Here is a 12,605-nt window from a genome sequence, read left to right on the forward strand (position 1 = left end):
GGTCAAGCGGCACCCCGCCCGCCGGACGTCCCGCCTTCGCCACCGCCGGACCGGGTGATGACGCTGAACTGGCCGTCCGACTCCATCCGGACCTCGCGGACGTCGGTCAGCTCGTCGACGCCCTGTTCCCGCAGCTTCGCGTACAGTTCGTCCTCGCTGACCAGCTCGCGGCGCATGTTGCGGTGCAGCATCCGGCCGTCGCGCACCAGCACCAGCGAGTTCGGCCGGATCAACCGGGCAGCCGGGCGCCAGCGGTAGGCGACGGCGTCGAGGACGTACGCCCACGCGATGATCACCGCGACCAGCACCACGCCGTCGGCGAGCGAGCTGTAGTCGTTGGCCATGCCGTTCTGCGCGGCGTCGGCGATCAGCACGATGACCAGCAGGTCGGTCATGCCGGTGGTGCCGCTCTCCCGCTTCAGCAGGACGCGGAGCAGGAAGAACAGCGCCAGGTACATGACGCTGCCCCGGACGACGATCTCCAGCAGCGGAGTGTCCGGCGTGAACACGTCCCGCCAGTCGACCACGGCTGCGGCTACCCGCCACCGCCGCCGTCATGCCACCCCCTCGGCCGCCCGCCCGCTCAACCGTCCGTGATGACGGCCCAGGTCGTCTTGCCGTCGCCGACGGTCAGGAAACCCCAGTCGGAGGCCAGGGCGGCGACGATCGGGATGCCCCGGCCGCGCTCGGCGAGCAGGTCCCCGTCGCGGCTCGGATCCGGCCGGTCGGCGACCCGGTCGCGGACGCTGACCCGGACCCCTCCGGTCAGCTCCACCAGCGTGACGTCGAGCTCGGTGCCGGCGTGCTGCACGGCGTTGCTGACCAGCTCCGACGTGATGATGGTGGTCCGCTCCACCACCCCTGGGCGGCCCCACGCGCGACAGTGCTCGGCCACCAGCCGCCGCGCGGCGGCGGGGGAGTCCGGGTGCGCGGGCAGGCCCAGGTGCGCCCGGCGCAGTCCCGGACCGGCCGGGGCGGGCAGGAACGCGGCGGTGTGCGTCGGCGGGTCGACGACCAGTGCCGGGCCGCCGTTCCGGGTCCCGGCCCACGCGGCGATCATCGCGCCGACCGGCGCGACGGCGGACGCGGACAGCTCCCGCACGTCGATGACCAGGGCCAGCGGGGCGTCGGCGTCGGCGTCCCGCAGGACCGCGGCCAGCACCGGCGCCGCGTCGGGCGGGCACCCGCCGGCGAGCAGGATTCGGGTGGACCCGGCGCGGAGGTCCCGCCGGAACGCCCACCGGAGCGGGCCGCTCATGCGCGGGCCGTCGGTGGCCGGCCGCACCGTTCCCAGTGTCGCCGCCACTGCCGCTCGTCCGGTTCACCGGCCGCCGTCACCAGCGCCTCGATCGACTCCACCAGGCCGCTGTCCGGGTGCAGCCCGGTCGCCGCCACGAGGCGTCGCAGCTCGGCGGCGCGGTGGCGGACCACCTCACCGACCAGATGCTTGCCGGCCCCGGTGAGGCTGAGCCAGGACACCCGGCGGTCGGTCTCGCCCGTCTGCCGGGCCACCAGGCCGCGCCGGACCAGGCGGTCACAGGTGCGCGTCACGGTGGACGGGTGGACGTGCAGCGCCGCGGCGAGGTCGACCGCCCGGACCGGCCCCCGGGACGCCAGGAGGACGAGGGTCCGGTACTGCGACATCGTGAGGTCGACGTCGAGGGCGCCCAGCGTGCGGACCGTGATGCCGACCAGCGAGCGGCTCAGCGCCGAGAGCGCATCCACCAGTGCCGGGTCCGCGGTCGCGGGCTCCGCCGGCTCCACCCGAGGTCGCATCGGGCAATGATTGCATGCATACACGCAGCGCCGCCCCGGGGGAGGGCGTCCGGGCCCGCGGGGACGGTCGTCCAACCCGGCGCCGGCGGGCCCGGTGAAGCTGTCACTGCTCGTCGTCGACGGGCTCGGTACGGCCGTCCCGTGTGACGGTCGGCTCCAGGTGCTCGTCCGGCTGGGGAGCCTGCGCCATCGTGTGGTGCGGATCGCCGTCGGGCGAGAACAGCACCCGGTCGGTCTTCGGGCTCTTCTCCCGGCCCTCCTCCGGCTCCGTCACAGCCACTCTCCCTCCGGTCGGGTCGCGTCTCCTCACGCTATGCCCCGCGCCGGGGCCCCGAATCGGCTTCCGCCCTTTGCGACGCGATCGGGTGGGGCGACCCGGCATGCCGGGTCCGTTGCGGGCCGGACGCGCTGGGATGGATGGCATGCTCGGCGAGCGGTGGCTGTCGGACACGGTGGATCTCCTGGTGCGGGTGGTGGAGGCCGCCGGCATCCTGATCATCTTCATCGGCGCGATGGTGGCGCTGGTGCGTTTCGTCATGGTCGGGCTCCGGGAGCGACGGACCCGCGCGTTCGTGCCGGTACGGCTCTCCCTCGGGCGGTACCTGGCCCTCGGCCTGGAGTTCCAGCTCGCCGCGGACATCCTCCGCACCGCCGTCGCCCCCACGCTGCGGGAGATCGCCGAGCTGGCCGCCGTCGCGGCGATCCGCACCGGCTTGAACTTCTTCCTCGCCATCGAGATCCGGCGGGAACGCCGCGAGATCGCCGAGGCCGGCCGGCTCCGGTCCGCGGACCCGGCGGACGCCTCGTCGAGTCCCTGAGGTCACGCCGCCTCACCACACGGTGACCCGGGTGGCCGTCACCGCCTTCTGCCCGTCGAACGCCCGGTACGGGTGCAGGTCGCCCAGGGGGCGCCGAGCGGCCAGGTCGCCGTACGAGAACAGGACGACGGTGCCCTCGACGGTGACCAGCTGCGGTGGCGTCGCCTCGACGGCCTGCCGGGTCAGCACGAGCAACGTGCCGTCGGTCAGGTCGACGTCCCGGACGACGAACCCGCCGTCGTCGACGACCCGGTCCACGGCGGCGGTCACGGTGAGCCGGTCGCCGATCGCGGCGCGGGCGAGGGTGCTCGGCGGACTGGTGGCCGCCGGCCGGCGCGCCGATTCGGGGGTCCGGTCGCCGCCGCAGCCGCCCGACAACAAGACGGCGACAAGCGTCGCGGCGATCGTTGCCCGGCGGAGAGGATGCTGGCGGGCCATGCTGATCACCTGCCTTCGGCGGCGGTGAAGTGCTCCTGTCACCAGGAATGACCCGCGGTGTGACGTCCGCCGCGCGGGCAGGTGAAAGTTGGATGACAGGTGGCGGTGTCCGCTGGAGGCGTGGTCACCGCGTGCCGCTCGCGGCGATGAGCCGCCCCGGGCCGGGTCAGCGGGTCAGCGCTTCGCCTGCCGCTTGGCCAACTCCGGCTCGGTGCCCTTGCCGACGCGGCGCAACGCGTCCCGCAGCTGGTCCTCGGTCATCTTCGAGTTGCCCTCGATGCCCGCGCTGTGGGCCTGCTGGCGGAGTTCGTGGAGCTGTTCCCGGTTGCCCATGTCGGCCTCCCCGACGATCCGCGACGCGAGACGAGCCCTCGTGTCGCTCGGACCGGTTGCCTTCCCGGCGGTTCCGGGCGCAAACCGCCACCGCCGGTGGTCAGCGGAGCAGTTCGTCCGCGCCGGCGATGGTCATCCGCTGGCGCACCGGAGGCGACGCGCGCACGACCCGCACCATCGTCCCGGTGCGCTCCGCCTCCAGGGCGGCGGCGGTGATCGCCGCGGCGGCGGACGGCTCGACGTCGACGATGCCGGACAGGTCGAGGTGGACCTCCCGGGGCCGGTCCCGAAGCACCCGGTGCAGGGCGTCGCGGAAGGCGTGGATGTCGTCGCCGCGCATGCTGCCCCGCAGCACCAGGACCACCACACCGGCGGACAGGATCGTCATGGTGATCGACATCGACGCCACGGGGACCTCCAGGTCGAAGCGGGGCTCGTCGCCCGGGATCAGGACCGGCGCCGGGACGCCGTCGACCCGGTCCGGCCGGTGACCTGGGCGACCGCCTCGGCGCGGCTGTCGTGGATCGGGAACACCACGTCCAGCCCCATGGTCCGCAGGACGGTGCGCAGGAACGGGGACGGTGCGGCGAGGCTGAGGGTGCTCCCGCGGGCAGCGGCATCACGGTGGGCCCGGACGAGCAGGCCCAGCCCGGTCGAGTCGATCAGGTGCACGTGGGTCAGGTCCACGACGACGTGCCCGCCCATCTCGGTGGCGTGGCGCAGCGCGGTGCGCAGGGTGTCCTCGCCATCGATGTCGACGTCGCCGGCGCAGGTGATCACGGTGACGTCGCCCTGGTGGTCGATGCCGAGGATCCCGCCGCTCCCGGGCCCGTCCGGCGCCGCTCCGGCGGACCGGGACGCCAGCGTGCAGTGGGCGCAGCGGTGGTGGCCGTCGGCGAGCGGCGAGCCGCTCCAGCCGTGGTCGGAGACCAGGGCCCAGACCAGGCCGGCATCCGCCGGAGCCGTGACGACGACGGTGTCACCGCACACGTCGCAGACCAGCGTCGTGCACGCGTCGCTCCGGACTACGGTCATCGGCGGGTCCTCCTTCGCTTGCGGGCCCACCGGTGCGGCGGCGCCGCCTCCGCCGGGCCCGCGACGCCCCCGTTCAGCCCACAACCTGCCGGCCAGGATTCGCGATCACCCTGCGACAGGATGACGGTCATGTGACAAATCCGGTCCTGCCGGGCGTCTCGCCCCGGCTACCGCAGCCGTACGGGGCTGGCGTCGATCCGGGTCCGGAACAGGGCGTACGGGCGGCGCCGCAGATCCTTCCCGCCCTGGTACGTCGGCTGCCGGTGCAGCTGGTTCGCGGTCACGTACAGGTACCCGTCGGCGGCGACCGACAGCGTGTCGGGCCACAGCAGCCGCGGATCGTGCACCACGGTCTCGTACTCCCCGTCGGGCCGACGGCGAAGCACGGCGTTGTGCTCGTACGAGGTGAGGTAGAGCCGCCCCGCGTCGTCGGTCTCCAGGCCGTCGGACCCACCACCCTTGTCGCCCTCGTCGACCACCGTGGCCACGACCTCCTCCTCCGCGCGGCCCCGATCGGCGAGGGCGTCGATGGCGACGCTGTACCAGCGGCGGGAGGCGAGCGGCCAGTAGAACAGCCGGGCGCCGTCGGCCGAGATCGCGATGCCGTCGGAGCCCATCGCCAGCGGCTTCGCCGGCCCGTCGCCGGGGCGCCGCAGCAGCGGCCGTCCCTCGACCACCGGGCGGAAGGTGGCCAGCGGCTCGGCCCTGGTGGACGGATGGTCGTGCAGCCGCCGCCAGGAGTCGCCGGTGGCCAGGTCGACCACGATGATCCCGTTGGCGCCGGAGTCGGACGAGTCGGTGATGAAGGCGATCCCGGCGTCGCCGCGCCGCAGGTCGAAGCGCACGTCGTCGAGGTACGTGCTGGACAGCGCGACGTCGGTGGGGAACGTGATCACCTGAGCGACCGTGTCGCTGGCCAGGTCGACCCGGACCAGCTTCGGCCCGCCCGGCTTCGTGGGCTGGAACAGCGGGCTGCCGGTGTCGAGCACCCACAGCCGGTCGGCGGGGTCCACCACGACGCTCTGCACCGAGACGAAGGCGCCCTCGTCGTCGTCGCCCGACGGGCTGTTCCACCGCTGGTCGGGATAGGGGACCTCGGCGCCACCGCGCAGCTCCACCACGGTCGCGGCCACCTCGTCGCCCCACTTGGGGAAGTTCACGAAGATCCGGCCGGTATGCGAGACACTGACCCCGGTCGGCATCGGCCCGGTGAAGGTGTGTACCAGCTCCAGCTCGCCGACGGCCGCGTCGGTCACCGGCCCGTTCATCCGCTGCTCCTGACGTCGGTGCGGCCAGTCGTTCCCGGCGGCCGGTGGCCCAAACGCTCCGCGCGGGTGTGGACCGGCGGTGGGCGGAGAAGAAGACAAGCAGGTTCGACCGGTGCCGAAGGGAGGATGCCGTGGTTGACCGGATCGCGGACCCGTGGGGCGAGCGCACCCCGTACGGGCCCGGGGAGCGGTGGCCGGTCCGGGTGGACGGGTACCTCGAGGACGGCCTGCGCGAGGCGGACGTGGACCGGTGGGTGCAGTCCGCCTCGATCCTGCACTCCAATGGCGACGCCCTGGACATCGCCGTCAAGCACGGCCGCATCGTCGGCGTGCGGGGCCGGGCGGTCGACCGGGTCAACCGGGGCCGCGTCGACCCGAAGGACCTGTACGGCTGGCAGGCGAACAACAGCCCGGACCGGCTGACCCGCCCGCTGGTCCGGGACGGTGACCGCCTGGTCGAGACCGACTGGGACACCGCGATGGGCCGGATCGTGGCCCGCTCCCGGGAACTGCGCGACGGGCCGGGCGGCTGGGGGCACTTCGGCTTCTACACCAGCGGACAGCTGTTCCTGGAGGAGTACTACGCCCTCGGCGTCATCGGCAAGGCCGGCCTCGGCACCCCGCACATGGACGGCAACACCCGGCTGTGCACGGCCACCGCCGCCGCCGCGCTGAAGGCCTCCTTCGGCACCGACGGGCAGCCCGGGTCGTACACCGACGTGGACCACTGCGACGCGATCGCGCTGTGGGGTCACAACGTGGCCGAGACCCAGACGGTGCTGTGGATGCGGATGCTCGACCGGCGGCGCGGGCCGAACCGGCCCGCGATGCTGGCGGTCGACCCCCGGTCCACGGCGGTCGCCCGGGAGGCGGACGTGCACCTCGCGGTGCGCTCCGGCACCAACCTGGCGCTGCTCAACGGGCTGCTGCGCGAGATCGTCCGGCGCGGCTGGTACGACCGTGACTACGTCGAGGCGCACACGCTCGGCCTCGACGAGCTGTGCCGGATCGTCGACGGTTACCCGCCCCGGCGGGTAGCGGACATCTGCGGCGTACCGGCCGCCGACGTGGAGCGGGGCGCCGAGCTGCTCGGCGCGTCCCGGCGGCTGCTGTCGACGGTGCTCCAGGGCTTCTACCAGTCCAACCAGGCGACCGCCGCCTCCTGCGCGGTGAACAACCTGCACCTGCTGCGCGGGATGATCGGCCGCCCGGGCGCCGGCATCTACCAGATGAACGGGCAGCCGACCGCGCAGAACACCCGGGAGACCGGCGCCGACGGGGACCTGCCCGGCCTGCGCAACTGGGAGAACAGCGAGCACATCGCCCAGCTCGCCCGGCTGTGGAACGTCGCCGCGGACACCATCCCGCACTGGGCGCCACCCACCCACGCCATGCAGATCTTCCGGTACGCCGAGCAGGGTTCGATCAAGCTGCTCTGGATCTCGGCCACGAACCCGGCGGTGTCCCTGCCGGACCTCGCCCGGATCCGGCGGATCCTGGCGAAGCCGGAGTTGTTCGTGGTGGTCCAGGATCTCTTCCTGACCGAGACCGCGGAGCTGGCCGACGTCGTGCTGCCCGCCGCCACCTGGGGCGAGAAGACCGGCACGTTCACCAGCGTCGACCGCACGGTGCACCTCTCGGAGAAGGCCGTCGACCCGCCCGGCGAGGCCCGTCCGGACCTGGACATCTTCCTCGACTACGCGCGCCGGATGGACTTCCGCGACCGGGACGGGAACCCGCTGATCCGGTGGACCGGGCCGGAGGAGGTGTTCGAGGCGTGGAAGGAGTGCTCACGCGGCCGGCCCTGCGACTACACCGGCATCACCTACCAGCGGCTGCGCGGCGGTTCCGGCATCCAGTGGCCGTGCGACGAGGAGCATCCCGACGGCGCGGAGCGGCTCTACACCGACGGTGTCTTCAACACCGACCCGGACTACTGCGAGACGTTCGGCCACGACCTCGCCACCGGCGCGGAGTACACCGAGAGCGAGTACCGGGCGAAGGAGCCGCGCGGGCGGGCCTTCCTGCACGCCACCGACTACCAGCCGTCGCCCGAGGTGCCCGACGACGAGCACCCGCTGCTGCTCACCACCGGCCGCACCGTCTACCAGTTCCACACCCGTACGAAGACGGGCCGGGCCCCGCAGCTCGACGCCGCCGCCCCCGACGTGTGGGTGGAGTTCCACCCCGACGACGCCGAGCGTCTCGGCATCGTCGAGGGCGACCTGGTGGGGATCTCGTCGGCGCGCGGCGGGATCGAGGCCCGCGCCCGGATCAGCGGCATCCGCCCCGGGGTCGTCTTCGTGCCGTTCCACTACGGCTACTTCGACACCGACCCGGCGCGCCGGACGCCCCGCGCCGCCAACGAGCTGACCATCACCGCCTGGGACCCGGTCTCCAAGCAGCCGCTGTTCAAGGTCGCCGCCGTCGCCGCCGCGAAGCTCGCCGACGGGCGGGGCGCTCGGTCGCCGGCCCCCACCGTCGGCGGCAGCGCCCCGCTGCCCGGCGCGGACGTGCCGGCCACGGCCGGCGGGCCGGCGGCCGCCGCCACCAGCCGGAAGGAGTGAGCCGTGCACCTCGCCCACTACCTCGGTCTCCTGCACCGCGCACAGACCAACCTGGCGGTCGCCTTCCGGGAGGTGGCCGCCGCGCACGCGGAGGAGCCCGACGTCCACCACCTGTGCGAGCGGCAGGCGCAGCGCTGCGACGAGCACGCCCGACGCCTGCAGCGGTTCGCGGTGCGCTACTCCGAGGACGCCCCGGCCGAGCCGGACCGGCTGCACTCGCAGCTGTTCACCGGCACCCGCAGCGGCGGCATCGGGCTGCTGCGCGACCTCCACGACCTCTACCTGATGGCCGCCGAGTGCGACATGGCGTGGACCGTCGTCGGCCAGGCCGCGTACGGTGCCCGCGACGAGGAGCTGCTGGCCGTCGTGAAGCGGTGCGAGGCGGAGACGGCGGTGCAGCTGAAGTGGCTGCGGACGCGGATGAAGCAGGCCGCGCCGCAGGCCCTCGTCGTCGCCGGGTAGGCGTGCTCAGAAGGTGCGGTGGCGCGGGTGCGGGATCCACCCGAGGAACCGTTCCCGCAGGGCGCCCGGCGGCGACCGCAGGTCCGCCGTGGCGGCGGTCAGGCAGGCCGCCAGGTAGACGCTGAGGTTCGCCGGCTGCGGCCCGTACTCCCGCAACAGCAGCTGCCGGCGGATCGGGCACGGCCAGCTCTGCCCGCAGTCCCGGCACTCCCAGGCGGGAGTGGCGGGTTCGTGACGCTCCGACACGGCTCACCTCCGCCGAGCGGGTGCCGCCGGGGGTGGCGGTCCGGGGCTCGCGGCTACCTAACGACGGTGGACCAGCCGCCGTTCCGGCGGCCCGACCGTCGGGCCGCCGGCTCGGACCGAGCGGCGGACCCGCGATCCCCCGATGGCGTACGCGCATCGTCCGACCACCGGCCGGCGTGCGCCGAGACGAGGAGCCGGGTGCCCCGGATCAGTCGGGCAGCAGCGGCATCTCCAGCCCCGGGGCGCGGCCGAGCAGCGTCGCCCGGGTCAGCGCGGTCGAGCCGAAGCGGCTGCGTACCGCGTCGACGGCGGCGTCCAGGTCGGCGCCCGGGTCCCGCTCGAAGGGCAGCGGGGGCTGCACCGGCGCGTCGTCCAGGTTGCCGACCGAGACGCCGATCAGGGTGACGCCCCGCCGGTCGATCTCCGGCAGCGCCGCGCGCAGCAGTGACCGCGCGGTGGCCAGCAGCGGTGCCGTGTCGGCGGTGGCCTTGCGCAGCGTGTGCGAGCGGGTCGCCCGCGCGTAGTCGGCGAACCGCAGTCGCAGCACCACGGTGCGGCCGGAGCGGGACGCGGCCCGCATCCGGCGGGTCACCCGGTCGACCAGCCCGGCGAGGGTCGCGTCGAGGTCGGCGGGGGAGTGCGGGGCCCGTCCCAGGGCGTGCTGCGCGCCCATCGACGAGCGACGACGCCCGACCTGCACCCGGCGCGGATCGCGGTTGTGCGCCAGCGCGTTCAGGTGCCGCCCGGCCCCCGGCCCGAGCAGCGACACCAGGGTCGCCTCGTCGAGCCCCGCGACCTGCCCCACCGTGCGGATGCCCCGGTCACGCAGCTTCGCCGCGGTCACCGGGCCCACGCCCCACAGCCGCTCCACCGGCAGCGGGTGCAGGAACGCCAGCTCCCGCTCGGGCGCGACGACGAGCAGCCCGTCCGGCTTCGCGACACCGCTGGCCACCTTGGCGAGGAACTTCGTCCGGGCCACGCCGACGGTGATCGGCAGGCCGACCCGCTCGCGGACCTCCCGGCGCAGCCGCGCCGCGATGTCGGCCGGCGGCCCGGCCAGCCGGCGCAGCCCGCCGACCTCGAGGAACGCCTCGTCGACGGACAACCCCTCGACCAGCGGTGTCGTGCGCCGGAAGATCTCGAAGACCGCCCGGCTGGCCGCCGTGTACGCGGCCATCCGGGGTGGCACCACCACCGCGTCCGGGCAGAGCCGGCGCGCCCGGCGGCCGTTCATCGCGCTGTGCACGCCCCGCGCCTTCGCCTCGTAGCTGCAGGCCAGCACGACGCCGCCGCCGACGATCACCGGCCGGCCGCGCAGGCGCGGATCGTCGCGCTGCTCGACCGACGCGTAGAAGGCGTCCAGGTCGGCGTGCAGGACGGTGGCCCCGGTCGACACCCGGACATCTTCGCACAACTGTTCGAGGCACGGGTGGTGACCTGCCCGGACACGTGCGGGAGGCGCCGGTCAGAGGTCGTCGAACGGCTTGGCGTACGCGAATTCGCCCCGGATCCCCTCGTGCCAGGCGGCCAGCGGCCGGGCCTGGAAGTGCGCGCCCCACGCCGGCACCGGCGGGGTGACACCCAGCTCGGCGGCGGGCCGGAAACCGAACCGGGGGTAGTAGTCCAGGTGGCCGAGGAGCACCACCAGGGGTACGTCGAGCGCGTCCGCCGCGCCGAGCACCGCGTGCACGAGTGCCGATCCGACGCCGCGGCGCTGCCAGGCCGGCAGCACCCCGAGCGGCCCGAGCCCCACCGCCAGCGGCTCGCCGCCGACCCGGGCCCGGGTGGCCACCACGTGCCCGACCACCTGCCCGTCGACCTCGGCGACGAGGGAGAGCGCCGGCAGCCAACCGGCGTCGGCGCGCAGGGCGTCGACCAGCCCGGCCTCCACCGGTACGGCCCCCGACCGCTGCGGGTCGGCGAAGGCGGCGGCGTGCACGGCGTGGATCGCCGCGATGTCGGCGGGGGATTCGCGTCGGATCAGCACCGCGCCACCGTACGCGGGCGCCTCCGCTCGCGTCGTCCGGTTTCCCACGCTCGACCGGCACCGGTGCGTGACCGGTCAACCGGCGGCGGTGGGCGACGGCGGGGCGCTGCCGCCCTGCGGCGCCTCGGCGGTCATGATCCGGACGATCTCGGCCCGGTCGGTCGGCGCCGGAAGGCCCCAGTCCGGGCGGTACCCGTACACGTCCCGCAGCGGGCTGGCCGAGGTGCGCCCGTCGAGCACCTCCACCGAACCGGTGTCGATCAGCCCGGGGTGCTCCACGCCGCACGCCTCGGCGACCTTCATCAGGTCCCGGCGCAGGGTCCGGATGTAGTTCGCGGCCCGCACCGACTTGCGGGCCGGGTCGAGGCCCCGGGCCAGCCAGGGGTTCTGGGTCGCGACGCCGGTGGGGCAGGTGTCGGCGTGGCACTTCTGGGCCTGGATGCAGCCGATCGCCAGCATCGCCTCCCGGCCCACGTTGACCAGGTCGCAGCCGAGCGCGAAGGCGACCACGGCGTTGTCCGGCAGGCCGAGCTTGCCGGCGCCGACGAAGACGACCTGCTCGTGCAGGTCCCGCTCGGCGAAGAACCGGTAGACCCGGGCGAAGCCCTGCTGGAACGGCAGCGACACCGAGTCGGTGAAGATCAGCGGCGCGGCGCCGGTGCCGCCCTCACCGCCGTCGACGCTCACGAAGTCCACGCCGCGCCCGGTGTCGCGCATCAGCGTGGTCAGCTCGTCCCAGAAGCCGAGGTCGCCGACGGCCGACTTGATGCCGACCGGCAGGCCGGTCTCGGCGGCGAGCAGCTCCACCCAGTCGAGCAGGCTGTCGCAGTCGGAGAACTCGGCGTGCCGGGACGGGCTGACGCAGTCCCGGCCGGGCGGGATCCCGCGCGTGGCGGCGATCTCGGCGGAGACCTTCGCCGCCGGCAACAGGCCGCCGAGGCTGGGCTTGGCGCCCTGGCTGAGCTTGATCTCCAGGGCCCGCACCGGCGCGCCGGCCACCAGGTCCTTGAGCCGCTCCAGGCTGAACCGGCCGTGCTCGTCGCGGCAGCCGAAGTACGCGGTGCCGAGCTGGAGGACCAGGTCCCCGCCGTTGCGGTGGTACGGCGACAGGCCACCCTCGCCGGTGTTGTGCAGGCAGCCGGCCAGGGCGGCGCCCCGGTTCAGCGCCTCGACGGCCCGGCCGGACAGCGACCCGAAGCTCATGCCGGAGATGTTGACCACCGACTCCGGACGGAACGCGCGGGCCCGGCCGCGGGCGGCGCCGAGCACCTTCGCGCAGGGCAGCGTGACGTCTTGCCCGGCGGCGGGGGACGACGGCGGCACCGCCCGCCCGAACGTGCGGTGCAGGATGATCGGGTACCCGGGCGTGTACTCGATGTCGTTGTCGGTGCCGAAGCCGAAGTAGTTGTTCTCCCGCTTCGCCGACGCGTACACCCAGCGGCGCTGGTCGCGGGTGAACGGCCGCTCCTCGTTGTTGCCGGCCACGACGTACTGCCGCAGCTCCGGGCCGATCGACTCCAGCAGGTAGCGGGCCCGGCCGACGACCGGAAAGTTACGCAGCAGCGAGTGGTCGCGCTGCAGCAGGTCGCGCGCGGCGAGGGCCGCGACGGCGGCGACGGCGGCGGGTACGGCTCGGCGGGCCCAGGTCATGCCCGCCACTCTTTCCGCGAACGTG

The 12,605-nt window shown here is 74.3% G+C and carries 16 protein-coding genes; 3 read left to right on the forward strand and 13 right to left on the reverse strand.

The window, feature by feature from the left end; translation table 11 throughout:
• Nucleotides 1–2 precede the first annotated feature (2 nt).
• The 4 genes from EV376_RS19445 to EV376_RS30260 form a co-directional block, all read right to left on the reverse strand.
• Entirely contained in the window at nucleotides 3–527 is a 525-nt protein-coding gene (locus EV376_RS19445) for a YetF domain-containing protein (RefSeq protein ID WP_130325246.1), read from the reverse strand.
• A 56-nt stretch (nucleotides 528–583) separates the two neighbouring features.
• Complete coding sequence (locus tag EV376_RS19450) at nucleotides 584–1,258, reverse strand: ATP-binding protein (RefSeq protein WP_130325248.1); 675 nt, start codon at nucleotides 1,256–1,258, stop codon at nucleotides 584–586.
• The gene (locus EV376_RS19455; RefSeq protein WP_130325250.1) at nucleotides 1,255–1,776 is read right to left on the reverse strand and encodes a MarR family transcriptional regulator; all 522 of its coding nucleotides are present in this window, start codon (nucleotides 1,774–1,776) and stop codon (nucleotides 1,255–1,257) included. The genes EV376_RS19450 and EV376_RS19455 overlap by 4 nt, the downstream gene beginning before the upstream one ends.
• Nucleotides 1,777–1,879: 103 nt before the next feature.
• On the reverse strand, nucleotides 1,880–2,050 hold the full coding sequence (locus EV376_RS30260; protein WP_165438034.1) for a hypothetical protein: 171 nt from the start codon (nucleotides 2,048–2,050) through the stop codon (nucleotides 1,880–1,882).
• Nucleotides 2,051–2,189: 139 nt separating this feature from the next.
• Between EV376_RS30260 and EV376_RS19460 the strand changes: the two genes are divergently transcribed.
• Complete coding sequence (locus tag EV376_RS19460) at nucleotides 2,190–2,594, forward strand: DUF1622 domain-containing protein (protein ID WP_130325252.1); 405 nt, start codon at nucleotides 2,190–2,192, stop codon at nucleotides 2,592–2,594.
• Between the two features lie 12 nt (nucleotides 2,595–2,606).
• Here the strand turns inward: EV376_RS19460 and EV376_RS19465 are convergent, their stop codons facing one another.
• The 5 genes from EV376_RS19465 to EV376_RS19480 form a co-directional block, all read right to left on the reverse strand.
• Nucleotides 2,607–3,032, reverse strand: a complete 426-nt coding sequence (locus tag EV376_RS19465) for a hypothetical protein (protein WP_130325254.1) — start codon at nucleotides 3,030–3,032, stop codon at nucleotides 2,607–2,609.
• Nucleotides 3,033–3,206: 174 nt separating this feature from the next.
• The gene (locus EV376_RS30265; RefSeq protein WP_165438035.1) at nucleotides 3,207–3,365 is read right to left on the reverse strand and encodes a hypothetical protein; all 159 of its coding nucleotides are present in this window, start codon (nucleotides 3,363–3,365) and stop codon (nucleotides 3,207–3,209) included.
• Nucleotides 3,366–3,465: 100 nt separating this feature from the next.
• The gene (locus EV376_RS19470) at nucleotides 3,466–3,765 is read right to left on the reverse strand and encodes an STAS domain-containing protein (RefSeq protein ID WP_130325256.1); all 300 of its coding nucleotides are present in this window, start codon (nucleotides 3,763–3,765) and stop codon (nucleotides 3,466–3,468) included.
• Between the two features lie 47 nt (nucleotides 3,766–3,812).
• Entirely contained in the window at nucleotides 3,813–4,400 is a 588-nt protein-coding gene (locus EV376_RS19475; protein ID WP_130325258.1) for an STAS domain-containing protein, read from the reverse strand.
• A gap of 167 nt (nucleotides 4,401–4,567) precedes the next feature.
• Nucleotides 4,568–5,668 carry an L-dopachrome tautomerase-related protein gene (locus EV376_RS19480; protein ID WP_130325260.1) on the reverse strand — a complete coding sequence of 367 codons (1,101 nt, stop codon included), beginning with the start codon at nucleotides 5,666–5,668 and terminating at the stop codon, nucleotides 4,568–4,570.
• 131 nt (nucleotides 5,669–5,799) lie between these two features.
• Here EV376_RS19480 and EV376_RS19485 point away from each other — a divergent pair, with 131 nt between their 5' ends.
• On the forward strand, nucleotides 5,800–8,235 hold the full coding sequence (locus EV376_RS19485) for a molybdopterin oxidoreductase family protein (protein WP_130325262.1): 2,436 nt from the start codon (nucleotides 5,800–5,802) through the stop codon (nucleotides 8,233–8,235).
• Between the two features lie 3 nt (nucleotides 8,236–8,238).
• Nucleotides 8,239–8,697 (forward strand): hypothetical protein, encoded by a 459-nt coding sequence (locus EV376_RS19490; protein WP_130325264.1) that lies wholly within the window; start codon nucleotides 8,239–8,241, stop codon nucleotides 8,695–8,697.
• Nucleotides 8,698–8,703: 6 nt separating this feature from the next.
• On the opposite strand, the gene EV376_RS19495 is transcribed toward EV376_RS19490, so the two are convergent.
• From EV376_RS19495 to EV376_RS19510, 4 genes are all read right to left on the reverse strand, one after another.
• On the reverse strand, nucleotides 8,704–8,943 hold the full coding sequence (locus EV376_RS19495) for a hypothetical protein (RefSeq protein ID WP_130325266.1): 240 nt from the start codon (nucleotides 8,941–8,943) through the stop codon (nucleotides 8,704–8,706).
• A gap of 208 nt (nucleotides 8,944–9,151) precedes the next feature.
• The gene (dinB, locus tag EV376_RS19500) at nucleotides 9,152–10,339 is read right to left on the reverse strand and encodes a DNA polymerase IV (protein ID WP_130325268.1); all 1,188 of its coding nucleotides are present in this window, start codon (nucleotides 10,337–10,339) and stop codon (nucleotides 9,152–9,154) included.
• A 69-nt stretch (nucleotides 10,340–10,408) separates the two neighbouring features.
• The gene (locus EV376_RS19505) at nucleotides 10,409–10,930 is read right to left on the reverse strand and encodes a GNAT family N-acetyltransferase (protein ID WP_130325270.1); all 522 of its coding nucleotides are present in this window, start codon (nucleotides 10,928–10,930) and stop codon (nucleotides 10,409–10,411) included.
• Nucleotides 10,931–11,005: 75 nt separating this feature from the next.
• Nucleotides 11,006–12,580 (reverse strand): FMN-binding glutamate synthase family protein, encoded by a 1,575-nt coding sequence (locus EV376_RS19510; protein ID WP_130325272.1) that lies wholly within the window; start codon nucleotides 12,578–12,580, stop codon nucleotides 11,006–11,008.
• Nucleotides 12,581–12,605 lie beyond the last annotated feature (25 nt).

The sequence above is a fragment of the Micromonospora sp. CNZ295 genome, from assembly GCF_004217535.1.